This is a genomic window from Afifella pfennigii DSM 17143 (assembly GCF_000688515.1).
GTDB lineage: Bacteria > Pseudomonadota > Alphaproteobacteria > Rhizobiales > Afifellaceae > Afifella > Afifella pfennigii.
Window position 1 is genome coordinate 40,829 of sequence record NZ_JHZK01000008.1, and the last position, 22,639, is coordinate 63,467.

The following is a 22,639-nucleotide window of genomic DNA, read 5'->3' on the forward strand; positions in this document are numbered from 1 at the left end:
GCGTTTGCCATCGCCGCCTCAGAGCTCGACGAGGTTGTCGGGCAGCTCGTTCGGATTGCCTCTGCTCGCCGGAACGTGCTCGGCGAGAATGTCGCCGCAGCTGGCGACGGCGGCAAGCAGTCCCTCGGCGATATCGCCGGCGCGGATATCGGCGATCAGCCGCTCCACGAGCTCGTCCCACACCGCCTGATCGACCTTGGCGTTGATGCCCTCGTCGGCGATCACCGCGGCGTAGCGCTCGGCGAGCGAAACGAAGATGAGGATGCCGGTGCGCTGCGACGTGCCGTGCAGATTGTGCGACAGAAACTGCTGCATGGCATGGCGCTCGGCGCGCTGGCGGCGCACGAAGCCGGGGATGAGCCAGGGCCGCAGCCCCGGCAGGGAGGCGAGAAGGGCAAGGGAGAGGAAGAGGACGATCTGGCCGGCGGCGAGGGTGCGCGCATCGAGCCCCTCGCCCCAGTAATCCTGCGCCTGGGCGAGCCATTCGCCGCCCGGCGGGGGCGCGGCGAGGAAGCCCTCCACAAGCGGGTAGAGGAAGGCGGCGGCGATGCCGGCGAAGAGGGTGGCGAGCGCCGCCCATAGGAGCGGGATGAAACGGTAGGAATCGCTCGATGCGGCGAGCACGGCGAAGATTTCGCCGGCGGTGCGCGATTCGGCGTCGCGGATGGCATCGGCGATGCGCGCGTGCTCGGCCTCGGTCAAAATGCCCATTGCCTTTCCCTACCAGCTTCCGGAGGAGCCGCCGCCGCCGAAGGAGCCGCCGCCGCCGGAAAAGCCGCCACCGCCGGAGGACCAGCCGCCGCCCGAAGGCCCGCCCAGAACCACCGGGCCGCGCCTGCCGCGCCGTCCGGCGCCGCCGAAGAGGCCGGAGAACACCATCATGAAGAAGACCGCGAAGAAGATGAGGGTGAAGATCGTGGCGCCGATATCCTCTTCCGGCACGCGGCTCTTGGCGCGCTCCAGCCAGGCCTCGCGATCGCCGCCGAGGACGGCGACGATATCCTCCGCGCCGCGCTTGATGCCGCCGGGAAAATCGCCCGCCTTGAAACGCGGAATGATGGAACCCTCGATGATGAGCTTGGCGATGGCGTCGGTCAGCACCGGCTCAAGGCCGTAGCCGACCTCGATCCTGACCTGCCGCTCGTTGGGGGCGACGAGGAGGAGGACGCCGTTGTCCTTGTCCTTCTGGCCGATCTGCCAGGCGCGGCCGAGCGCGACGCCGTATTCCTCGATGGAGCGGCCATCGAGCGAGGCGACGGTGACGACGACGAACTGGTCGGTGGTCTGGCTTTCCAGCCCTTCCGACAGGCTCGTCAGCTCCGCTTCCTCCTCCGGCGTCAAAAGCTCCGCCTGGTCGACGACGCGACCGGTGAGGGCCGGGAAATCCTGCGCCGCCGCCGGCACGGCGAGGACGAGAAGCAGGAAAAGGGCAGGAAGAAAGCGCAATTTTCCGGGCAGAAGCTCAGTTGGCCGGCTGGCCGGCGGGGGCCGCGCCGGTGCCGAAATCGACCTGCGGCGGGGCGGCGTTCTCCGGCGCCGTCTCGAAATTGGCCATCGGTTCGTTGCCGGAATAGAGCGTCATCGCCCAGAGCCGGCCCGGGAAGGTCTTCAGCTCGGTGTTATATTGGCGCACCGCCTCGATATAGTCGCGCCGGGCGACGGCGATGCGGTTCTCCGTGCCTTCCAGCTGCGACTGCAGGGCGAGGAAGTTCTGGTTGGATTTCAGGTCCGGATAGTTCTCGGTAATAGCGAGGAGCCGGCCGAGCGCGGCTCCGAGCTCGCCCTGCGCCTCCTGGTAGCGGCGCATCGCCTCCGCATCGGTCGGGTCGACCTGAAGATTGGTCTGCGTCGCCTTGGAGCGCGCTTCCACCACGGCGGTCAAGACCTCGCGCTCCTGGGCGGCGAAGCCTTTGACGGTCTCCACCAGGTTCGGCACCAGATCGGCGCGGCGCTGGTATTGGTTCTCCACCTGGCTCCAGGCGGCCTTGGCCTGTTCCTCATAGGTGGGGATGGCGTTGATGCCGCAGGATGCAAGGAATGTCGCCGCGACGAAGAGCACGGCAAAACGAAGGGCAAGTACGGGGCGCATCGTCGAATCCTCCGGAAGATGCCGGGCGCAAGGTAATGCCGCCGCCGCGCCGCGCAAGCGGCAAGACGCCGGCGAAACGCCTCAGCGGCCCGCCCGCCGTCCGGCGAGAAGCCAATAGACGAAGCCGCCGACGGCGCCGGCGGCGGCGAAGACGGTGACTTCGCGCGCGCTCGCCGGCGGCTCGGCGGCGATGCCGAGGAGGATCGCGGCGGCGCCGAGGCCCGCACCGAAGAGAAGGTGCAGAAGGAGCGAGCGCCAGCCGAAGCTCTCGGCGAAGAGAATCATCAAGAGCGCGGGAATGCCGGCGACGGCGCCGACGACGAAGGCGGCGACGAAGGAGATGAGCCCCGCCTTGGCGAGGTAGTCGAGCACGGTCTCGCCCGGCTGCAACGCCGGCGGCACGGAAAAGAAAAGCACGGCCGCGGCAGCCCAGCAGGCGAGGACGAAGCCGAGCGGAACGAGGATGAGAATGCGCCAGAGGCGGGACATGCGAATGGGCTCAGGCGCCGGCTTCCACGAGCCCCTGCGTCTCGCGTTCGCGCCTTGTCAGTCGCTCGCTGGCGCTCTTGAGCTGGCCGCAGGCGGCGAAGATGTCGCGCCCGCGCGGCGTGCGGATCGGCGAGGCGTAGCCAGCCCGGTTCACCACCTCGGCGAAGAGCTCGATCTGGTCCCAGTCGGAGCATTCGTAAGCGCTGCCCGGCCAGGGATTGAAGGGGATGAGGTTGATCTTGGCCGGAATGCCCTTCAGCAGCCGCACCAGCTCGCGCGCCTCGGCGAGTGAATCGTTGACGCCCTTCAGCATGACGTATTCGAAGGTGATGCGGCGCGCGTTGGAGAGGCCCGGATAGTTTCGGCAGGCCTGCAAAAGCTCGGCGATCGGCCATTTCTTGTTGATGGGCACCAGCTCGTCGCGGAGCTCGTCGCGCACCGCGTGCAGCGAGATCGCCAGCATGCAGCCGATCTCGGAGCCGGTGCGGGCAATCTCCGGCACCACGCCGGAAGTCGACAGGGTGATGCGGCGCTTCGACAGGGAAAGGCCCTCTCCGTCGGAGGCGATGCGCAAGGCCTCGCGCACATTGTCGAAATTGTAGAGCGGCTCGCCCATGCCCATCATGACGATGTTGGAGACAAGACGCCCCTCGGCGGGGACGATGGCGCCTTCCGGCGTCGCAAGATCGGGGAAGTCGCCGATGCGCTCGCGCGCGGCGATGATCTGGGCGACGATCTCGCCGGCGGTCAGATTGCGCACCAGGCGCTGGGTGCCGGTATGGCAGAAGCGGCAGGTGAGCGTGCAGCCGACCTGGCTGGAGACGCACAGCGTGCCGCGGCCTTCCTCCGGAATGTAGACCGTCTCCACCTCGACCGGCCGGCCGGCGCCTTCGGGCGGGAAGCGGAAAAGCCATTTGCGCGTGCCGTCGACCGAAATCTGCTCGGAGACGATCTCCGGTCGCAGGATGGAATAATGCTCCGCCAGCGCCTGGCGCAGATCGCGGCCGACATTGCTCATGGCGTCGAAGGAGGCGGCGCCGCGCAGATATAGCCAGTGCCAGAGCTGGGCGCTGCGCATCTTCTGCTGACGCTGCGGCACGCCGATGGCGCCGAGCGCCGCGGCGAGCGCGGCGCGGTCCATGCCGATCAGCGACGGCTTGGCGGAGGTGGAGGGATGCGCGGTCGGCTCCCGTCGCTCCGCGGCGAGGGTGTCAAGGCTCATGGCGTTCATCTGGTATCTTCGCGCCGCTCCTACCATAGGCGCGGCGGAACGAAAACGGGCCACGCCCCGGCGCGTTCCGGGGATGGCCCGTCAGATCAGGCCGCTATCCGGCCAAGGCCGGGCGGCGGCGTCAATTGCAGGTGGCGCTGACCTTGTTGCTCGCGGCGGTGACGCCGGAGAGCGAATATTCGTAGGTCGTCTCGTTGCCGCGACGCGACTTGCCGCTGATCTTCATCGACTTGCCGGCCTTCATGGCGGCGAAGAGCTCAGGCTCCTCGGCGGCGTTCAACAGCCAGGCGCTGTCGCCCTTGGTGAACATGGTGAACTTCTTGCCGTCGATATCGACCGTCACCGTCGACTTCTCCTCGAAGGGATAGCCGACGACGAAATTGGCCTCGTTGGAGATGTTCTCCGACGGGCTGGTGCGCACGAAGAAGGCAACCTTGCCATGATTGAGGTCGGACGGCATCTCCCTCTTCGGGACCGAATGGATGAAGCAGACCGTGCCATTCTCGCCGGGATAGCTCCAGGCGGTCCAGTCGTTGAACTGGCCGAGGGAGTTCGGCGTCTGAGCGAAGGCTGTCGTCGCAGCGAGCAGAAAAGCGCTGGTGAGGAGTGTCCGTAGCATGCCTGTCCCGCATCAGATGGTTTGCAGTCGTTGACCCCGCGCCCAAGCAAGGCCGAGGCCCTTGCACCCTTCACACATGGGTCGTCAGGGTTACTAAATCATGAACGCCAGCATCTTGACGCACAAGAGCGTTCACATGCCGTCCCGTTGCCGGCCAGTTTGGCGCGCGCGGTGCGGCTGGGCACGGTTTGTTACGCCAAAAGCGGCCAGATTTTGACGTCGGGGCCGGAAAGCGGCGGCCAGGCTCAGGCATGCTCAGCCGCCGCCCCGTCCGTCTCCTGCGCAAGCGCCCTGCGCGCCGCCTCGCGATGCTCCTCGCGGATGGAGGAGGAGACGGCGGCAAGCGCGGCGGCAAGGACGGAGGCGTCGTCGAGAAAGCCGACGCCGAGAAGAATGTCGGGCACCATGTCGAAGGGGGCGACGAAATAGGCGAGCGCGCCGACGACCGTCAGCTTGGCGCGCATCGGCGTTCTGGGATCGAGCATGGCGTAATAGGCGGCCACCACCTCCGGCATGAACGGGATGGCGCGCAGCGCCTTTCTGACCGTCGGCCAGAAGGCGCGGCGGATGCGCGCCTCCTTCTCGGCGGCGTCTTCCGGACCCAAAATTTCCATCTCCGGCACGCTGCGGGCCATCACGTCTCCTGTCGCTGCAACGTCAGGTAAGCGCAGGTAGGGCCCGAAGGCGACTTTCGCAAGCGGCGCGGCCCGGCTATGAGCCTTGGCCGAGACCATTTGCGGGGAGCCCAAGCATGAAGTTGAACAGCGATCTGGCCGCCATCGTCACCGGCGGCGCCTCCGGCCTCGGCGAAGCCACGGCGCGCATGCTGGCGCGCGAAGGCGTGCGGGTGGCCATCCTCGACATGAACGAGGAGCGCGGCGAGCTGACCGCGGGCGACATCGGAGGCGTCTTCGCCAAGGTGGACGTGACCGACGAGGACAGCGTCAAGGCCGGGATCGCGAAGGTGCGCGAGGCGCATGGCGTGGAGCGCATCCTGGTCAATTGCGCCGGTATCGCCATCGGCCGCAAGACCGTCTCCACCGACCGCAAGACCGGCGAGATGAAGACGCATGACATGGAATCCTTCTCCAAGGTGGTGGAGGTCAATCTCCTCGGCACCTATCGGATGATCCGCCATTCGGCCCTGGGCATGGCCGAGGAGAAGCCGATTACCGAGGATGGGGGGCGCGGCGTCATCGTGGTGACGGCTTCCGTCGCGGCGACGGACGGGCAGATCGGCCAGGCGGCCTACGCCGCTTCCAAGGGCGGCGTGCTCGGCATGACGCTGCCGGTGGCGCGCGATCTCACCGAGTTCGGCATCCGCGTCTGCTGCATCCAGCCGGGCGTGTTCATGACGCCGATGGTTTCGGGCATGCCGGAAAAGGTGCAGGAGGCGCTGGCCGCCGGCGTGCCCTTCCCCAAGCGCCTCGGGCGGGCGGATGAATACGCCCATCTCGTCAAGTTCATCTGCGAGAGCGACTATATGAACGGCGAATCGGTCCGGCTCGACGGCGCCATACGCCTGCCGCCGAAATAGGCAGTAGAAGGGGGCGGTCGCTCCGGGGAGGGCTGGCAGGCGCGGCCGCCTGCCAGCCATCTGCCGGCCCGTGGGGCCGGTCAGTAGACGCGTTGCTTCGGCTCGATATAGGGCACGTCGTTCGACATGGTGTAGGTGTGCACCGGCCGCTCGTCGAGGCTGACGCGGTAGGCCGCCTCGTCGACGAAGGCGAGGGTGTGCTTCATCCAGTTCTCGTCGTCGCGATCGGGATAATCCTCGCGCGCATGGGCGCCGCGGCTTTCGGTGCGGTTCGCCGCCGATTCCATGGTCACCACCGCCTGGGTGATGAGGTTCTGGAACTCCAGCGTCTCGACGAGATCGGTGTTCCAGATCAAGGAGCGGTCGGTGACGGCGATGTCTTCTGCGCCGCGCCAAAGCTCGTTGATGAGCGTCCTACCTTCTTCCAGAACTTCGCCGGTGCGGAAGACGGAGCAGTTGGACTGCATGATCTTCTGCATGCGGGCGCGCAGCGCCGCCGTCGGCGTGCCGCCATCGGCGTAGCGGGCCCGGTCGAGACGGGTCAGCGCCATCTCGTCGGCATCCTTGGGCAGCTCCGGATGGCGCTCGCCGGCAGGCACCGTCTCGGCGCAGCGCTCGCCGGCGGCGCGTCCGAAGACGACGAGATCGATCAAGGAATTGGAGCCGAGACGGTTGGCGCCGTGGACGGAAACGCAGGCCGCCTCGCCGACCGCCATCAGCCCCGGCACGACGCTGTCGGGATCGCCGCCGACCTTGGTCAGCACCTCGCCGTGATAATTGGTCGGGATGCCGCCCATATTGTAATGCACGGTCGGCAGCACCGGGATCGGCTCGCGGGTCACGTCGACGCCGCAGAAGATCTTCGCCGTCTCCGAAATCCCCGGCAGGCGCTCATGCAGCACCGCCGGTTCCAGATGCTCCAGATGCAGTTCGATATGGTCGCCCTCGCGGCCGATGCCGCGGCCCTCGCGGATCTCGATGGTCATGGCGCGCGAGACGACATCGCGCGAGGCCAGATCCTTGGCGGAGGGGGCGTAGCGCTCCATGAAGCGCTCACCTTCGGAATTGGTGAGATAGCCGCCCTCGCCGCGGGCGCCCTCGGTGATGAGGCAGCCGGCGCCGTAGATGCCGGTCGGGTGGAACTGCACGAATTCCATGTCCTGCAAGGGCAGGCCGGCGCGCAGTACCATGGCGTTGCCGTCGCCGGTGCAGATATGCGCCGAGGTGCAGGAGAAATAGGTGCGCCCGTAGCCGCCCGTCGCCAGGATGGTCTTGTGGGCGCGGAAGCGGTGGATGCTGCCGTCCTCCAGGCAGAGCGCGACGACGCCGCGGCAATGGCCCTCGTCCATGATGAGGTCGAGGGCGAAATACTCGATGTAGAACTGCGTGGAATGCTTCAGGGCCTGGCCGTACATGGTGTGCAGCATGGCATGGCCGGTGCGGTCGGCGGCGGCGCAGGTGCGCTGCGCCGTGCCCTCGCCGAAATGCGTGGTCATGCCGCCGAAGGGCCGCTGGTAGATCCTGCCTTCGGCGGTGCGCGAGAAGGGCACGCCCCAATGCTCCAGCTCGTAGACGGCGTCGGGGGCGTTGCGGCACAGATATTCGATGGCGTCCTGGTCGCCGAGCCAGTCGGAGCCCTTGACGGTGTCGTACATGTGCCAGCGCCAATCGTCCTCGCCCATATTGCCGAGCGCGGCGGAGATGCCGCCCTGCGCCGCCACGGTGTGCGAGCGGGTGGGGAAGACCTTCGTCAGGCAGGCGGTCCTGAGGCCGGCTTCGGCGGCGCCGAGCGCGGCCCTGAGGCCAGCGCCGCCGGCGCCCACCACGACGACGTCGAAGCTGTGATCGACGAGCGGATAGGCCTTGCCGTTCTGTCCGGGGGCGCGTTGCGGCGCGCCCGCGCCCTTTGAGGTTCCGTTCTGGCCGTTGAACGCCACGTCAGCCTCCCAGGGCGATGATCAGGATGGAAAGAATGCCGACGACGGCGAGGCCGGCGGTATAGAGCCAGTTGGCGATCCAGCTTGCCGCCTTCAGCCCTTCGTGATGCACGTAATCCTCAATCACCGACTGCATGCCGAGGCGCATATGGATGGTGACGTTGAGGATCAGCGCGACCAGCAGCGCGGCGACGAGCGGATTGGACAGGCGCTGGCGCGCCGTTTCGTAATCGGCGCCGATCAGCGAGACGACGACGAGGATGGCGCCGACGATGAGAGGAATGTTGGCGTAGGCGGTGATCCGCTGGCGGATGAGATGGCTGTCGGTGCCTATCCCGGCGGAACCGAGGCCGCGGACCTGCGAGAGCATTGTGCGCATGAGATGCCTCTATAGGGCGAGAAGAACGGCGACCCAGAGAACGAGAGCAAGGGCGATGCCGCCGACGATGCTTGCCCAGGCGAGATGGTTGATCCCCGGCTTGTCGAGGCCCTTCGCCGTGTCCCAGATGAAATGGCGGATGCCGCCCATGATATGCTGCATCAGTACCCAGGTGAAGGCGAACAGCACCAGCCAGCCGAGCCAGGAGCCGAAGAGCATCACGGCGAAGTCGTAAGCGCCCGGACCCCAGGCCAGCGCCACCAGCCAGAACACGAACAGGATGGCGCCGCCGTAAAGCGCGATCGCGGTGACGCGATGCAGGATGGAGGCGACCATCGTGATGGGCCAGCGGAAGATCTGGACGAAGGGCGAGAGCGGCCGCCTGTCCGCGGGGGATTGCATCATTGAACGCTCCTTGTGCTCTTCTTAACGCGCCGATGCCGCAATGCAAACGCTTGCCTGGCGGTTTGTTGCATTGCGTGAAGGGATTGGGATCGTTGTCATTGCGCGGAAAGGGAGAAACCGTCGCGACTGCTTTCGCTCTCCCAGTCGCCAGGCACTTCCTTGACGATCGCCTGGGCGCAGACGGCGCGCCTGGCTTGCGGATCCCAGGTGAGGGCCGGCGAGCCGTGCAGGTCCCAGCCCTGGTTGAGGGCGGCGGAGACGCGCTTGCAGAAGGCGGCGTCGTCGGGGCCGGTGAGGAGGCGGTAGAGCTTCATGAGCGTTCCCTCTCGGCGATTAGCGCGGCTTGCGCAAGTAGCCTTTCGGCGGTCGCCAGGTGCAGCCGCTCCACCATGCGCCCGTTGACGGCGAGCGCGCCCTTGCCGGCATTGGCGGGATCGGCGAAGGCGGCGCGGATCGCCTCCGCCTCGGCGATAGCCTCCGGCGCCGGGGCGAAGGCGGCGTTGGCGGTATCGATCTGGGCCGGATGGATGAGGCTCTTGCCGTCGAAGCCGAGCCGGCGCGCCTGGCGGCATTCGCCGGTCAGAAGCTCCTCATCGGCAAGAACGTTGCAGACGCCGTCGATGGCGAGGAGGCCATAGGCCCTGGCGGCGGCGACGGCCGATACCATCCAGGGCACGAGCTCGCTGCGATCGGGCGAGGGATCGAGACCGGTCTCCTTGGCAAGGTCGTTGAGGCCGAGGACGAGGCCGGCGAGTGGCAGCTTGCCGGAAAGGGCGGCGATCTCGCGCAGATAGAGGATCGCCATCGGCGTCTCGATCATCGCCCAGATGCGCATGCGTGGCAGCGCGTCCGCCTCCTCCAGCGCCGAGGCGAGGGCAAGAAGGGTCTGGGGCCCCTCCACCTTGGGCAGGAGGATGTCTTGGGCTTTGGCGGCGAGCGCGGCGAGAAGATCCTCCGTCCCCCATTCGCTGCCGAGGGCGTTGATGCGCACGATGCGCGGCTTGTCGGACGGCCCGGCGAGCGCGGCGCGCAGATGTTCGCGCGCGGCCTCCTTGGCCTGTGGCGCTACGGCGTCCTCCAGATCGAGGATGAAGCCGTCGGCGACAAGGGTCGGCGCCTTGGCCAGGGCGCGCTCCTTGTCGGCGGGGACATAGAGGAGCGAGCGGGACAGGCGGGGCGGATGAGAGGTTTCTGGCACGGAGGTTGCGGGGTGTCGGCGCGGCCCGATCTCAGCGGGTCGGCACCGGCGTCTCGCCGCGATAATCGTAGAAGCCGCGGCCGGTCTTGCGGCCAAGCCAGCCGGCCTCGACGTATTTCACCAGGAGCGGGCATGGCCGGTATTTGGAATCGGCGAGGCCCTCATAGAGCATCTGCATGATCGACAGGCAGGTATCGAGGCCGACGAAATCGGCGAGCTGCAAGGGGCCCATGGGATGATGGGCGCCAAGACGCATCGCCGTGTCGATGGCGTCGACGGTGCCGACGCCCTCATAGAGGGTGTAGATCGCCTCGTTGATCATCGGCATGAGGATGCGGTTGACCATGAAGGCGGGAAAATCCTCCGCCACCGCCACCACCTTGCCGAGCGAGGTGACGAACGTCTTCGCCTTCGTAAAGGTGGTGTCCTCCGTGGCGATGCCGCGTACCAGCTCCACCACCTCCATGACCGGCACCGGGTTCATGAAATGGATGCCCATGAAGCGTTCGGGCCGGTCGGTGGCGGAGGCGAGCCGGGTGATGGAGATGGAGGAGGTATTGGTGGCGAGCAGCGTCTCCGGATCGAGGATCGGGCAAAGCTCGGCGTAGATCTTGCGCTTGACGGTCTCGTCCTCGGTCGCCGATTCGATGACGAGGTCGGCCTCGGCCAGTTTCTCCAGCCCCAGAGTGGCGTTGATACGCGCCAGCGCCTCTTTGCGGTCTTCGTCGCTGATGCGGCCGGAGGCGACCTGGCGTGCAAGGTTGCCCTCCACGGTGGCGAGGGACGCCTTCAGCCGATCCTCCGAAATGTCGTTGAGGATGACCTTGTAGCCCGAAAGGGCGCAGACATGGGCGATGCCGGAGCCCATCTGTCCCGCGCCTACCACGCCGACCGTCTTAATCTCATCCGCCATACAATTTCTCTCTTCACGCGCGGTGCCGATCGCATCTGTCGATGCGTGCTGCCACGGGTTCTAGAGTATTGAGCAGGCGCGGGAAAAGGGGAAGCGTGCGGCGCAACAAAATCGCTCCCGGCGCGGACCATGTTGCCGCGCCGGAAACGCGCATTCAGCCGGCCTGCTTGTCGAGCTCGGCGGAAAGCTCCGGCAGGGCGGTGAAGAGGTCGGCGACGAGGCCGTAATCGGCGACCTGGAAGATCGGCGCCTCCTCGTCCTTGTTGATGGCCACGATCACCTTGGAATCCTTCATCCCGGCGAGATGCTGGATGGCGCCGGAGATGCCGCAGGCGATGTAAAGATCGGGGGCGACGATCTTGCCGGTCTGGCCGACCTGCCAGTCGTTCGGCGCATAGCCGGCATCGACGGCGGCGCGGCTGGCGCCGACGGCGGCACCGAGCTTGTCGGCGATGGGCAGCATCACCTCGTCGAACTTCTCCTTGGAGCCGAGAGCGCGGCCGCCGGAAATGATGACCTTGGCGGCGGCGAGCTCGGGGCGTTCGCTCTCGTGGATCTTGGCGCCGAGATAACTCGACAGGCCGGGATCGGCCGGAGCCTCCACGGCCTCGATGGCGGCCGAGCCGCCCGCTTCGGCGGCGGCGAAGGAGGCCGTGCGCACGGTGATCACCTTCTTGGCGTCGCCAGATTGCACCGTCTGGATGGCGTTGCCGGCGTAGATCGGCCGGCGGTAGGTGTCCGGCTCCACCACCTCCAGAATGTCGGAGACCTGCATGACGTCCATAAGCGCGGCGACGCGCGGCATGACGTTCTTGCCGTCGGTCGTCGCCGGCGCGATGAGGACGTCGTAGCCCTCGGCAAGCGAGACGATGAGGGCGGCGAGCGGCTCGGCGAGGCGATGCTCCAAAGCCTCGCTCTCGGCCAGCAGAACCTTGCGCACGCCGGCAAGCCCGGCGGCCGCCTCGGCGGCGGGACGGGCGTTCTTGCCGGCAACGAGGATGTCGATATCGCCGCCGATCGCCTTGGCCGCTGAAAGGGTCTTGGCCGTCGCCTCGTTGAGGCTCTGGTTGTCGTGTTCGGCAACAAGAAGGATGGTCATGTTTTCTGCGATCCTCTTCAGAGCACGCCGGCTTCGTTCTTCAGTTTGTCGACGAGTTCGGCGACCGAGCCGACCTTGACGCCTGCCTGCCGCCCGGCCGGCTCGCGCGTCTCAAGCACCTTCAGCCGCGGCGCGGCGTCGACGCCGAAATCCTCGACCTTCTTCATGTCGATGGGTTTCTTCTTGGCCTTCATGATGTTGGGCAGCGAAGCGTAGCGGGGCTGATTGAGGCGCAGATCGGCGGTGACGACGGCCGGCAGGGCGATGGAGATCGATTGCAGGCCGCCATCGACCTCGCGGGTGACCTCGGCCTTGCCCTCTTCCAGCTTCAGTTCTTTCAGGAAGGTGCCCTGCGACCAGCCCAGAAGGGCGGCGAGCATCTGGCCGGTCTGGTTGCAATCGTCGTCGATCGCCTGCTTGCCCATGATGACGAGGCCGGGGGATTCGGCCTCCACGATGGCTTTCAGGATCTTGGCGACGGCGAGCGGCTCCGTGCCCTGATCGGCCTCCACCAGGATGCCGCGATCGGCGCCCATCGCAAGCGCGGTGCGGATGGTCTCCTGCGAGGCGGTCGGGCCCACGGAAACGACGACGATTTCCTCGGCACTGCCCGCCTCCTTCAAGCGGATAGCTTCCTCAACGGCGATCTCGTCGAAGGGGTTCATGGACATCTTCACATTGGCAAGATCGACGCCGGAGCCGTCGGCCTTGACGCGCGCCTTGACGTTGTAATCGAGGACCCGTTTGACCGGGACGAGAAGTTTCATAGGGCATTCTCCGCAAAGTCGGGCTCTCGGTTAGCCTCGCCATTCGGCGCTGGCAAGAGGCGCAAAACCAGAGACCGGCCGATGCCGTAACGGAAAGGCGCATGCGCACACACAGGCTCAAACCGGTGTGAGCCACCTCGCAGGTGCGTGCAGAGATGCCATATCGCAGACAACGGTCACGTCGGGCGGATCCCGGGAGGAAAAGGATATGGCAATGAATAGGATATTGGCGAGCAGGATATCGGTGCGGTTCGGCATGGCGCTCGCAGCCTGTGGCGCGGCGTTTGTGCTCGCACTTACCGTCACGGGAGCCACCGCGCAGGACAAGGCGGGCGAAGCTTCAGGCGATCTCGCCAAGGCGATCTTCGCCGGCGGTTGCTTCTGGTGCGTGGAGGCCGATTTCGACAAGGTGCCGGGCGTGCAGGAGACGATTTCGGGTTATATCGGCGGCAATGTCGACAATCCGAGCTACCGGCAGGTCGTCTCCGGCGGCACCGGCCACAAGGAGGCGGTGGAGATCACCTACGATCCTGCCGTCGTCTCCTACGAAGAGCTTCTGGAGGCCTTCTGGCATTCCGTCGATCCGGTCGATGCAGGCGGGCAGTTCTGCGATCGCGGCGAGAGCTACACGACCGGCATTTTCGCGGTGAACGAGGAGCAGCTGGAACAGGCGAAGGCTTCCAAGGGGGCGATCTCCGAAAAGCTCGGCCAAGAGGTGGCGACGACGATCGAGATGGCGGACACCTTCTGGCCGGCCGAGGATTACCATCAGAATTACTATCGCAGCGAGGAGCGCATCCTGTCGCGCTTCGGCTACGTGACCAAGGCCTATGCCTATAAGGGCTATCGGGAAGGCTGCCGGCGCGACGCGCGTCTGAAAGAGCTCTGGGGCGAGGATTACATGCGCGGCATTCCGCAGAGCTGAGGCGATCAGCTTCCGGCCGGTGGCTGGCCTTCCGGCAGGCCCCGGTCGAAGAGCGGCACGCCGCGCCGGCGCAGCGGCACGACGAGAGCGGCGCCGATGGCGAAGCCGCCGATATGCGCCCACCAGGCGATGTCGGCGGTTTCGGGCGTGGCCATGAGGAGATTGCCGAGCTGGAAGAGGATCCAGGCGCCAAGAACCCAATAGGCGCGAAGGCGCAGCGGGATGCGGCCGAAGGCCAGGACCCACAATTTCACCTTCGGATGCAGGACGAGGTAGGCGCCGACCACCGCCGCCACGGCGCCGGAGGCGCCGATCAGCGGCGATTGCGAGGCCGGATCGGAGAGCGTGTAGATATAGCCCGCGCCGGCGGCGCCGAGGAGATAGAAGAGAAGATAGCGCAGATGCCCGAGCGCATCCTCGATATTGTCGCCGAAGACCCAGAGGAACAGCATGTTGCCGCCGAGATGCACGATGTTGCCGTGCAGGAAGGCGTAGGTGAGATAGCTGAGGTCTTCGGGGATGACGATGAAGCGCGGCGGCAGCTCGGCGATATCGTTGACGACGGAGGGAATGAGGCCGAAGGAAAGCGCGTTCGCCTCCACCAGCTGAAGGTCGAAGCCGCCGGTGAGGAAGAAGATCGCGGTGGTGAACAGGATCAGCGCGACATTGACATAAGGCCGCGCCACATGGGCGAGCGGGTTGTCGTCGTGGAGCGGCAGGAACACCGAAACGCGCCTCTAGAAAGCTCTCACCTGTTGCGGCCCGGAACCCACAGCACATCCGCCTCGCCCTTGCCGTTCACCCAGCGGCTGGCGACGAAGAGGAAGTCGGAGAGGCGGTTGAGGTAGTGCAGGGCCGGGCCGCCGACCTTCTCCGGCTCGCGGCTTGCGAGCCCCACGGCGAGCCGCCGGGCAGAACGAAGGAGCGCAGGGGCTGAAGCTCGCCGTTCAAGCGGTCGATGTCGCGCTCCAGCCGCTCCACCTGGCTCGGCACGATGCGCAACGGCTCGTAGTCGAGTTCGCCGCCCTCGTCGGGGCTGGCAAGGTCGGCGCCGAGGTCGAAGAGATCGTTCTGGATGCGCGCCAGCATGGCGTCGAGCTGGGCCACTGGCTCGCCAAGCGCGAGATCGAGATGCGCGCGGGCAAGGCCGATGGCGGCGTTCGCCTCGTCCACGGTGCCGTAGGCCTCCACGCGCAAATCGTCCTTGGGACGGCGCTCGCCGGTGCCGAGCGCGGTCGTGCCGTCATCGCCGGTCTTGGTGTAGATCTTGTTGAGAACGACCATCAAGCCTCCGCTCGTCTAGTTTGCGTGGCGACTATAGGGCGATGCCCCCGGCTGAAGCGAGGGGCCGGCGGGTCGAAGGGGGCAAAGAAGGCTCAGAAACGATAGCCGACCTTCACTCCGGCATGGGTGAGGCCGTCATTGTCCTTGCACAGCCCGGCATTGGAGGAATGGTCGATAAAGGCCATGGCGAGGAAGTTGCGGGTAAAGGCGAAGCCGATGCCGGCGCTCTCGCGGAAGAGCAGCGAGCAACCGAGGCGCGGGCCGGTGGGCGCGGTGGAGCTGGTGCCGCCATTGTGCACGGTGCCACCGAAGGTGCCTTCCAGGAAAATCCGGTCGGTGACGTAAAGGTCCCAGGTGAGGCCGGCATAGGCCTGGCTGGTGCCGCCGGTGGTGGAGACCGTGGCGCCGAGATGCGGTCGCGGGCGCAGGACGAAATCGAGGACGCGGTTGTCGAAGGGCCTTATCGGATTGGCGAAGATCAGCTCGCCATTGATGAAGACGCCCTTCTCCGCGTTGCGCACGCGCGGACGCTCGTCGACGAACCCGCTCGGGCCGAGGCGGATTTCCTCGATGAAGGGGCGGGCGGCGACAGGTTCGGGGCTGTAGACGATTTCAGGGCTCGGGGCGGGCAGATCGGCGGCCCAGGAGGAAGCCGGGCTAAGGGCCGCGGCGAGCCCGAGGAAGAACCATTTTTTCAGCATTATTCGCCCCGTCCTGCAATCTTGCTCCTGTAGCGGCCAAAGCCGGACGGGGCAACGCGGGCGGGGGAAACGCGTCGTCTCAGGTGGTGTATTTCTGCCGCATTGTTGCCGATCGGGCACGATGGCCGGTGCCCGGCGGCGGGCCCTTGCAGGTTCTACCCGGTGGCGATCCACAGGCCGGCCATCAGCACGATGATGGCAAGGAATTGCAGGCCGACGCGCCAGCGCATCAGGCTTTGGGAGCGATTGGGGCCGCCACCGCGCATCATGTTCCACAAGCCCAGGACGAGAACCACGAGGACCGCAAGAACGGCGACGATACCGAGATATTCCATGGGTTCCTGCCTTTCTGCGCGCCAGGGCCTTTCCGCTTACGACAGCAAAGGGCGCGACGCAAACCGATCTCGGACTGAGGGTATGGCGGTGGGCCTGCACCCTTGCGACCTAGGAGGTCATGCGGATGGCGAGGCGGTTCAGCACGCGGCGCGGCAGCAGGCGGCGGCCGAGATGGGCGATCTTCGTCTGCTTGGTGACCATGTAATGGGTGCGCGGCCTGGAGCTCTCGCAGGCCTTCACCAACACCTTCATGACGGCCTCCGGACCGAGCTGGCCGACGGTATTGCCGCCCGTCTCAAGCGCCGCCAGGCGTCGCTCGTAATAGGCGCGGTGGACCGACTTCTCCGCCTCGATGTGGCGGTGGAAGGCCTTGATGGCGTTCTCCGCGATCTTCGATTCGATCGGTCCGGGCTGGATGGTGACCACCTTGATGCCGGTGCCGGCAAGCTCGATGCGCAAGGTGTCGCTATAGGCCTCCACGGCGAACTTTGAGGCGTTGTAGGCGCCGCGGAAGCCGAGCGGCAAAAGGCCGAGAACCGAAGAGTTCATGACGATGCGCCCGCTTGCCTGACGGCGCATCACCGGAACGACCCGGCGTGTCAGCTCGTGCCAGCCGAAGAAATTCGTCTCGAATTGCTCGCGCAGGGCCGCGCCGGAAAGGTCCTCGATGGCGCCAGGCTGGGAATAGCCGCCATTGTTGAAGAGCGCGTCGAGGCGCCCGTTGGTGGTCATCAGAACGGCGGCGAGCGCGGAGGCGATGGTGTCCTCGTCGGTATAGTCGAGATAGAGGGCGCGCAGCCCTTCCTCGCGCAGAGCCTCCACATCCTCGTCGCGCCGCGCCGTGGCGAAGACCTGCCAGCCGCGCCTCGCCATGGCGAGCGCGCAGTGCCGGCCGATGCCGGACGAGCAGCCGGTAATGAGGATGGAACGGGTCATGGCGTGGCTCTTTGGGCGGATCATGGTCCTAGGGGCGGCCCTTCCTTGCCGCTTCGCGCCTCGCAATCAAGCCCGCGATCAAGCCATTGTGTGGCATGTGCCCGGCGGCCTATGCGAAAGAGCCAGGCGAAAAGCGCACCCGCCATGTCAGACACCGTCTTCATCGTCCTATCGATCTTCGGCCTCATCGGCATCGGCTATTTGGCCGCGCGAACGAGGCTTTTGTCGCAGCAAACGGGCGACGCGCTCGCCGATTTCGTCTTCACCATCGCCATCCCGCTGCTTCTCTTCCGCACGCTGGCGCGCGCCGATTTCGCCGGGCTCGATCCGTGGCGCCTGCTTTCGGCCTATTTCGCCGGCGTCGTGTTCACCTGGACCGCCGGCCATATCCTGATACGCCGCCTGTTCGGGCGCGATGCGCGCTCCGGCGTCGTCGCCGGCGTGTCGGCGGGTTTTGCCAATACCGTCCTCATCGGCATTCCGCTGGTGCGAGCCACCTATGGCGAGCCAGGCATGGTCGCCGTCCTCCTCCTCGTCTCGGTGCATCTGCCGGTGATGATGGCGGCGAGCCTCGTCCTCAACGCCTGGGCGCGCCGGCGCGACGGGCTGGCGGACGAAAGCGTCGGGCGGGTGGCGATGGCGCGCCGCTTCCTTCTCGACCTTCTGCGCCATCCGATCATCATCGGCATCCTCGCCGGCGGTGCCTGGCATCTCCTGTCGCTGCCGATCCCGGCGCTGGCGGGCCGGCTCGTCGACAGCCTCGCCGACGTGGCGGGACCGCTGGCGCTGTTTGCCTGCGGCACGGGCCTTGCCCGCTACGGCATCGCCCGCAACATCCCGGCCGCGGCGATTTTGGCGGGGTTGAAGCTTTTGTTCATGCCGGCCGTCGTGCTCGTCATCGCCCAATTCGCCGGGCTGTCGCCGGTGGCAGGGGCGGCGATGGTGCTGGTGGCGGCCTGTCCGACGGGGGTCAACGCCTTCCTCATCGCCAACCGATTCGGCACCGGCGAGGCGCTCGCCTCCAACGCCATCCTCATCTCCACCGCCGCGGGCGTCGCCACCGTCAGCTTCTGGCTGCTCGTCGTGGAGGCCGTCAGCTGAGGGCAAAGCCGAGCGCGGCGCGGATCTCCCCAGGCTTGCGGCCGGCGGCGCGCAGGTCGCGCAGCGCCGTGGCGCCGGCCGATTTCGCCAGCTTCCTGCCCTCCTCGTCGAGGATGAGACGGTGATGGTGGTAGCTTGGCTCCGGCAGGGCGAGAAGGTGCTGCAACAGACGGTGCACCGCGGTTGCGGGCTTCAGGTCCATGCCGCGCACGATATGGGTGACGCCCTGAAAGGCGTCGTCGACGGTGACGGCGAGATGGTAGCTCGTCCTCACCTCCTTGCGGGCAAGGACGACGTCGCCCCATAGGCCGGGATCGGCGGCGATCGTCTGGCAGGTGCCGGAAAACGGGTCCGTCTCGCGCCAGGAGAGCGGCGGCGCTCCGGCCGTGGCGCGGCGCATGTCGAGGCGGAGCGCATAGGGCCTGCCGCCCGTCATCTCCCGGCGCCGGCGGCTCTGAGGCCAGTCGCGCTCCGGCCCCGGATAGAGCGGGGCGCCGTCCGGATCGCGCGGCCAGGGCTTTCCGCCGGCCTCGCTCGCCGCCACCTTGGCGGCGATTTCCGAGCGGCTGAGGAAAGCGGGATAGACAAGGCCGAGACGCTCAAGCTCGCCGAGCGCAGCCGCATAGGCGGCAAGCCGCTCGCTCTGAAAGAGCACCTTTTCCTCAAAGGCGATGCAAAGCCAGGCAAGGTCCTCCAGGATCGCCGTTGCGAAGGCGGCGCGGGCGCGGGTCGGGTCGGTATCCTCCATGCGCAGGTAAAGGCGGCCGCCAAGGCGCCGTGCCGCCGCTTCGTTGGAAAGGGCGCTATAGGCGTGGCCGAGATGCAGATAGCCGTTGGGGCTCGGCGCGAAACGCAGGACCGGTGGTGCCGTCTCAGACGCCGGCATCGAGCTTCACCTCCCTGCCGGCGCGACGCTCGCGGTAGAGGAGATAAAGGCCGCTCGCCACGATGATGGCCGCGCCCAGAGCCGTCGTCTCATGCGGCACGTCGCCAAAGACGATGAAGCCGAGGCCGGCCATCCAGATAAGCTGGGTGTAGACGAAGGGCGCCAGCACCGGCGCCGGCGCCAGTTCGTGCGCCTTGATGAGAAACCAATGGCCGATGCCGCCGAAAATGCCGGTGGAGAGCAGCAGGAGCCAGGCGAAGGCGCCGGGGACCTCCTCCCACATAGCGAGCCCCGGCGGCAGCATGGCGAGCGAGGCGATCGCCGCCGGCAGGATGATCATGCTCTCCGCCGTCTCGCGGCCCGCGAGGAGGCGCGTCAAGAGTACGTAGAAGGCATAAGAGGCGGTGGCGGCGAGCGAGATCAGCATCGCCGGCTGAAAGGCGCCGGGCACCGGCCGGATGATGAAGAGCGCGCCGACAAAGCCGATGAGGATGGCCGCCCAGCGCCGCGGGCCCGCCCATTCGCCGAGCAGCGGGCCGGCAAGGGCGGTGACGATGAAGGGGGCGAGAAAGAAGATGGAGGAGGTCTCGGCGAGCTGCAGATAGCGCACGGCGATGAAGTTGAGCGTGGTCGTCGCCAGGAGGAGCAGCCCGCGGGCGATCTGCAAGGGCCGTTTGCGGGGCAGGTGGCGCGGCCATGCCCGCCAGGGCCGCAGCAGGGCGATGGCGAAGAGAAGATGGGTGAAAAACCGCATCCAGACGATCTGGGCCGATGAGAGTTCGGCGCTCAGATACTTCGCCGTCGTGTCGAGACAGGCGAAGCAGAAGAAGGCGAGAAGGATGAGGCCGAGAGCGCGAAGCCGCTGCCGCAGCTCGTCGGCGGCGGAGGCCGGGGAAAGAGATGTCATCCTCGTCATGGAAAGGCCGCCTTGGAGGCGAAGGCAAGCGCTTTGACGGTTCGCGGCCGTCTTCGCCGCCCGCCCGGGCGATGCCGGCGCGATAAAGGCGTTGCGCCGGCGCCCGCTTTCCTCTTCACATGCCGGCCTGTGGCAAGGCCAGGAAAGGAGCCAATCGGATGCTGCGTCGCTGGGCCGAGCTGACCAGCCCCGGGATCGGGGCTTTGGACGGAATGCGCGGCGTGGCGGTGCTGCCGCTCGGCGCGACGGAGCAGCACGGGCCGCATCTGCCGACGGGCACCGATACGATGATCGCCGAAGGCATCGTCGCGGAGGCGGCAAAGCTTATCTCGCCGCAGACGGAAGCTGTCTTGATGCCGACGCTGGCCGTCGGCGCCTCGCTGGAACACCGTTCCTTTCCCGGCACGCTTTCGTTTTCGGCGGCCAGGCTCATCGACGTCATCGTCGCTCTCGGCGGCGGCGTGGCGGCAAGCGGCCTGAAGAAGCTCCTTCTCCTGTCCTCGCATGGCGGCAACAATCCCGCTGTCAGCGCCGCCGCGCTGGAGCTCAGAGCCCGCTACGGCCTGGTGGCCGTTGCCACCAGCCTTGCCCGCTTCGGCCTGCCGGAGGCGCTCGCGGACGATGCGGAGCGCTCCTGGGGCATCCACGGCGGCTTCGTGGAGACCTCGCTGATGCTCCATCTTCAGCCCGCTCTGGTGCGGCGCGAGGCGCTCCGCCGCTTCGCCTCGCGTCAGGAGGAGCTGGTGCGGCGCCACCGGCATCTGCGCGCCCATGGGCCCGTCGGCTATGGCTGGCTGGCGGAGGATCTCAACCCAGCCGGCGCCGTCGGCGACGCGGCGGCGGCAAGCGCGGAGGCCGGCGCGGCGATCGCCCGCCATCAGGCGTTGGGGCTCGCCGGGCTCATCGACGAGCTCTCCGGCGCCGCGCCTGGCGATCTTGTGGCGGCAAAATAGGCGGCGCGCTTTACGCGGGAGCGCGGCTTTGTTTCAACTGCGGGAAATCTGAGGAGGGGCGCGTGCGCGAGATGCCCATCGCCATTATCGGGGCCGGCATGGCCGGGCTGGCCGCCGGCCGCCGTCTCGCAGAGGCGGGCCGCGAGGTCGTCATTCTGGAGAAGGAGGCAAGGCCGGGCGGCAGGCTGGCGAGCGAGACGCTGGCGGGGCTGGCCGTCGATGCCGGGCCGCTCTACGCCACGGCGCGCGAGCCGGCCTTCAAGGACTTCATGCAGGCGGCGGTCTTCGCCGGCCGCGCCACCGGATGGGCGCCGCGGGGCAAGCCCGACGACGAGCCCTGGCTGATCGGCCTTCCGACGATGAGCGCGCTCGCCGAATATTGCGCCGACGGCCTCGACATCCGCACCGGCCTGACGGTGGAACGGATCGGTCATGCCAGCGAAGGCTATATCCTGCAGAGCGAGGGGGCCGGGCCCCTCGGCCCGTTCGACGCGGTGATCGTGGCGATCGCCGCGCCGGGGGCGGAGCCGCTCCTCAAGGCCCATGGCAGGCCCTTTGAGAGGATCGCCGAGGTGCAGATGCGACCGACGCTTTCGGGCCTCTTTTCCTTCGGCGCCGCCTTGCCGATCGCGGCGGAGTATCTGGCCGGCATGCCGGGGATCGCGGCGGCGGCGCGCAACCGATCGCGGGCCGGGCGCGCCTGGCAAGACGAGGGCGAAATTTGGATCGTGCATGGCGATGGCGATGTCTCGCAAGAGCTCATGCAGCAATCGGACGAGGCGGCGACGGCGCGGCTCATGAAGCTTCTCGCCGATCAGGCGAGCGAGGCGCTGCCGGCGCCGATCTCGGCGAAAATCCTGCGCTATCCTCACGCGCGGGTGGACAGGCCGCTCGGCGAGGCCTGTCTTACCGGTGGGCGCGGGCGGCTCGTCGCCTGCGGTGACTGGTGCCTCGGGGCGCGGCTGGAAGCGGCCTTCCTTTCCGGCGTGGCGGCGGCGGATGCCGTGTCGGCCGGGCTTGCCGCCTGATGGACACGCTGACCCGCCTTCAGGCCTTCGTCGCGGTGGTGGAGGCGGGCGGCTTTTCGGCGGCGGCGCGCTCGGAAGGGCGTTCCAAGGCGCTGATGTCGAAATACGTCTCGGAGCTGGAGGAGGAACTCGGCGCCCGGCTCCTGTCGCGCACGACGCGCAACCTGTCGCTGACGGAGGCCGGCGAAGCGGCCTATGACGAGGCGCGCCTCATCCTGCAGCGCATCGGGGCGTTGCGCGAGAAGGTCGAGGCGACGCATGTGGCGCCGCGCGGACGGCTGCGCGTTTCCATCCCACGCGCCATCGGCGACCTCGATCTTGGCCGCGCGGTGATGGCCTTTCTCGCCGCATATCCCGATATCGATATGGAGCTTAGCCTGGAGGAGCGTTTCGTCGATCTCGTCGAGGAGCGCTTCGACGTGGCGATCCGTATCGCCAGCCTCGCCGATTCCAGCTTTATCGCCCGCAAGCTGGCGCCTTTCCGCGTCGCGGTCGGAGCCTCGCCGGCGACGATTGCCCGGCACGGACGACCGGAGCATCCGGGCGAGCTTTCGGCGCTGCCCTGCATCATCGACACCAATCTCGTCTCGCGCCATCAATGGCCGTTCAGCGCCGAGGGCAAGCGCCAGTACGTCTCCGTCTCAGGAAGGCTCACGGCCAATTCCCCGGCCGCCATCGTGACGGCGGTGCGGGCGGGGCTCGGCTTCGGGCGGGCGCCCTGGGTGAGCATGCGCGCGGAGGTGGAGGCGGGGCGGATCGTGCCGCTGCTTGAGGAATACGAAATCGACGATCTGGGCGTCTACGCGCTCTATCCGCATCGCGAGCGCATGCCGGCGAAGCTGCGCGCCTTCATCGATCATATGGCGGCCTGGTTCGAGGGCGAGCGGGCCGCCGGCCGCAGCTATTAGAG

At 67.3% G+C, this 22,639-nt stretch carries 27 protein-coding genes and 1 pseudogene; 6 read left to right on the top strand and 22 right to left on the bottom strand.

The annotated features are described in order from the left end of the window. Positions 1–18: 18 nt before the first annotated feature. The 7 genes from Q331_RS0108330 to Q331_RS0108360 form a co-directional block, all read right to left on the bottom strand. Positions 19–711 carry a TPM domain-containing protein gene (locus tag Q331_RS0108330; RefSeq protein WP_034491546.1) on the bottom strand — a complete coding sequence of 231 codons (693 nt, stop codon included), beginning with the start codon at positions 709–711 and terminating at the stop codon, positions 19–21. Between the two features lie 9 nt (positions 712–720). Continuing rightward, the gene (locus Q331_RS0108335; protein WP_034491548.1) at positions 721–1,446 is read right to left on the bottom strand and encodes a TPM domain-containing protein; all 726 of its coding nucleotides are present in this window, start codon (positions 1,444–1,446) and stop codon (positions 721–723) included. A gap of 16 nt (positions 1,447–1,462) precedes the next feature. Then, entirely contained in the window at positions 1,463–2,089 is a 627-nt protein-coding gene (locus Q331_RS0108340; protein WP_034491550.1) for a LemA family protein, read from the bottom strand. Between the two features lie 81 nt (positions 2,090–2,170). Continuing rightward, entirely contained in the window at positions 2,171–2,578 is a 408-nt protein-coding gene (locus Q331_RS20645; protein ID WP_034491551.1) for a hypothetical protein, read from the bottom strand. A gap of 10 nt (positions 2,579–2,588) precedes the next feature. Next, positions 2,589–3,800, bottom strand: a complete 1,212-nt coding sequence (gene rlmN, locus Q331_RS20650) for a 23S rRNA (adenine(2503)-C(2))-methyltransferase RlmN (RefSeq protein WP_084174928.1) — start codon at positions 3,798–3,800, stop codon at positions 2,589–2,591. A gap of 130 nt (positions 3,801–3,930) precedes the next feature. After that, the gene (locus tag Q331_RS0108355) at positions 3,931–4,428 is read right to left on the bottom strand and encodes an invasion associated locus B family protein (protein WP_026380307.1); all 498 of its coding nucleotides are present in this window, start codon (positions 4,426–4,428) and stop codon (positions 3,931–3,933) included. A gap of 245 nt (positions 4,429–4,673) precedes the next feature. Further along, positions 4,674–5,063 (bottom strand): YkvA family protein, encoded by a 390-nt coding sequence (locus Q331_RS0108360; protein ID WP_245615557.1) that lies wholly within the window; start codon positions 5,061–5,063, stop codon positions 4,674–4,676. 116 nt (positions 5,064–5,179) lie between these two features. On the opposite strand from Q331_RS0108360, the gene Q331_RS0108365 reads away from it, so the two are divergent. Further along, on the top strand, positions 5,180–5,965 hold the full coding sequence (locus Q331_RS0108365) for an SDR family NAD(P)-dependent oxidoreductase (protein ID WP_026380309.1): 786 nt from the start codon (positions 5,180–5,182) through the stop codon (positions 5,963–5,965). 80 nt (positions 5,966–6,045) lie between these two features. Here the strand turns inward: Q331_RS0108365 and sdhA are convergent, their stop codons facing one another. The 8 genes from sdhA to Q331_RS0108405 all read right to left on the bottom strand — a co-directional run bounded on the left by sdhA (position 6,046) and on the right by Q331_RS0108405 (position 12,663). After that, on the bottom strand, positions 6,046–7,902 hold the full coding sequence (sdhA, locus tag Q331_RS0108370; RefSeq protein WP_026380310.1) for a succinate dehydrogenase flavoprotein subunit: 1,857 nt from the start codon (positions 7,900–7,902) through the stop codon (positions 6,046–6,048). A 1-nt stretch (position 7,903) separates the two neighbouring features. Continuing rightward, entirely contained in the window at positions 7,904–8,281 is a 378-nt protein-coding gene (gene sdhD / locus Q331_RS0108375) for a succinate dehydrogenase, hydrophobic membrane anchor protein (RefSeq protein ID WP_026380311.1), read from the bottom strand. Between the two features lie 9 nt (positions 8,282–8,290). Continuing rightward, positions 8,291–8,686, bottom strand: a complete 396-nt coding sequence (gene sdhC, locus Q331_RS0108380; protein WP_026380312.1) for a succinate dehydrogenase, cytochrome b556 subunit — start codon at positions 8,684–8,686, stop codon at positions 8,291–8,293. A gap of 95 nt (positions 8,687–8,781) precedes the next feature. Further along, positions 8,782–9,000 carry a DUF1737 domain-containing protein gene (locus Q331_RS0108385; protein WP_026380313.1) on the bottom strand — a complete coding sequence of 73 codons (219 nt, stop codon included), beginning with the start codon at positions 8,998–9,000 and terminating at the stop codon, positions 8,782–8,784. Continuing rightward, positions 8,997–9,884, bottom strand: coding sequence for an HpcH/HpaI aldolase/citrate lyase family protein (locus Q331_RS0108390; protein ID WP_026380314.1), 888 nt, complete (start codon positions 9,882–9,884; stop codon positions 8,997–8,999). The genes Q331_RS0108385 and Q331_RS0108390 overlap by 4 nt, the downstream gene beginning before the upstream one ends. 31 nt (positions 9,885–9,915) lie before the next feature. After that, positions 9,916–10,797 (bottom strand): 3-hydroxybutyryl-CoA dehydrogenase, encoded by an 882-nt coding sequence (locus Q331_RS0108395; RefSeq protein ID WP_026380315.1) that lies wholly within the window; start codon positions 10,795–10,797, stop codon positions 9,916–9,918. A 154-nt stretch (positions 10,798–10,951) separates the two neighbouring features. Continuing rightward, positions 10,952–11,896, bottom strand: coding sequence for an electron transfer flavoprotein subunit alpha/FixB family protein (locus Q331_RS0108400; protein ID WP_026380316.1), 945 nt, complete (start codon positions 11,894–11,896; stop codon positions 10,952–10,954). A 17-nt stretch (positions 11,897–11,913) separates the two neighbouring features. Further along, entirely contained in the window at positions 11,914–12,663 is a 750-nt protein-coding gene (locus Q331_RS0108405; protein WP_026380317.1) for an electron transfer flavoprotein subunit beta/FixA family protein, read from the bottom strand. Between the two features lie 214 nt (positions 12,664–12,877). Between Q331_RS0108405 and msrA the strand changes: the two genes are divergently transcribed. Beyond that, the gene (gene msrA / locus Q331_RS0108410; protein ID WP_210164927.1) at positions 12,878–13,588 is read left to right on the top strand and encodes a peptide-methionine (S)-S-oxide reductase MsrA; all 711 of its coding nucleotides are present in this window, start codon (positions 12,878–12,880) and stop codon (positions 13,586–13,588) included. A gap of 5 nt (positions 13,589–13,593) precedes the next feature. Here the strand turns inward: msrA and Q331_RS20655 are convergent, their stop codons facing one another. The 5 genes and pseudogenes from Q331_RS20655 to Q331_RS0108435 all read right to left on the bottom strand — a co-directional run bounded on the left by Q331_RS20655 (position 13,594) and on the right by Q331_RS0108435 (position 16,845). After that, complete coding sequence (locus Q331_RS20655) at positions 13,594–14,313, bottom strand: rhomboid family intramembrane serine protease (protein ID WP_034491555.1); 720 nt, start codon at positions 14,311–14,313, stop codon at positions 13,594–13,596. 23 nt (positions 14,314–14,336) lie between these two features. Then, positions 14,337–14,872, bottom strand: a pseudogene (locus Q331_RS20660) (cob(I)yrinic acid a,c-diamide adenosyltransferase). Between the two features lie 92 nt (positions 14,873–14,964). After that, on the bottom strand, positions 14,965–15,573 hold the full coding sequence (locus tag Q331_RS0108425; RefSeq protein WP_034491556.1) for an acyloxyacyl hydrolase: 609 nt from the start codon (positions 15,571–15,573) through the stop codon (positions 14,965–14,967). A 155-nt stretch (positions 15,574–15,728) separates the two neighbouring features. Continuing rightward, the gene (locus Q331_RS0108430; RefSeq protein ID WP_026380320.1) at positions 15,729–15,908 is read right to left on the bottom strand and encodes a twin transmembrane helix small protein; all 180 of its coding nucleotides are present in this window, start codon (positions 15,906–15,908) and stop codon (positions 15,729–15,731) included. 109 nt (positions 15,909–16,017) lie between these two features. Beyond that, positions 16,018–16,845, bottom strand: a complete 828-nt coding sequence (locus Q331_RS0108435; RefSeq protein WP_026380321.1) for an SDR family oxidoreductase — start codon at positions 16,843–16,845, stop codon at positions 16,018–16,020. Between the two features lie 144 nt (positions 16,846–16,989). On the opposite strand from Q331_RS0108435, the gene Q331_RS0108440 reads away from it, so the two are divergent. Next, entirely contained in the window at positions 16,990–17,946 is a 957-nt protein-coding gene (locus Q331_RS0108440) for an AEC family transporter (protein ID WP_026380322.1), read from the top strand. Here Q331_RS0108440 and gluQRS read toward each other — a convergent pair. Together gluQRS and Q331_RS0108450 are read right to left on the bottom strand one after the other, a co-directional pair. Then, positions 17,939–18,832, bottom strand: a complete 894-nt coding sequence (gene gluQRS / locus Q331_RS0108445; protein WP_026380323.1) for a tRNA glutamyl-Q(34) synthetase GluQRS — start codon at positions 18,830–18,832, stop codon at positions 17,939–17,941. The genes Q331_RS0108440 and gluQRS overlap by 8 nt on opposite strands. After that, the gene (locus Q331_RS0108450; protein ID WP_051630850.1) at positions 18,819–19,748 is read right to left on the bottom strand and encodes a DMT family transporter; all 930 of its coding nucleotides are present in this window, start codon (positions 19,746–19,748) and stop codon (positions 18,819–18,821) included. The genes gluQRS and Q331_RS0108450 overlap by 14 nt, the downstream gene beginning before the upstream one ends. A 158-nt stretch (positions 19,749–19,906) precedes the next feature. On the opposite strand from Q331_RS0108450, the gene Q331_RS0108455 reads away from it, so the two are divergent. From Q331_RS0108455 to Q331_RS0108465, 3 genes are all read left to right on the top strand, one after another. Continuing rightward, positions 19,907–20,701, top strand: a complete 795-nt coding sequence (locus Q331_RS0108455) for a creatininase family protein (protein ID WP_026380325.1) — start codon at positions 19,907–19,909, stop codon at positions 20,699–20,701. 71 nt (positions 20,702–20,772) lie between these two features. After that, entirely contained in the window at positions 20,773–21,729 is a 957-nt protein-coding gene (locus tag Q331_RS0108460; RefSeq protein ID WP_245615564.1) for an NAD(P)/FAD-dependent oxidoreductase, read from the top strand. Beyond that, positions 21,729–22,637 (top strand): LysR family transcriptional regulator, encoded by a 909-nt coding sequence (locus Q331_RS0108465; RefSeq protein ID WP_026380327.1) that lies wholly within the window; start codon positions 21,729–21,731, stop codon positions 22,635–22,637. Before Q331_RS0108460 ends, Q331_RS0108465 begins: the two co-directional genes overlap by 1 nt. The last annotated feature ends 2 nt before the right edge of the window (positions 22,638–22,639 follow it).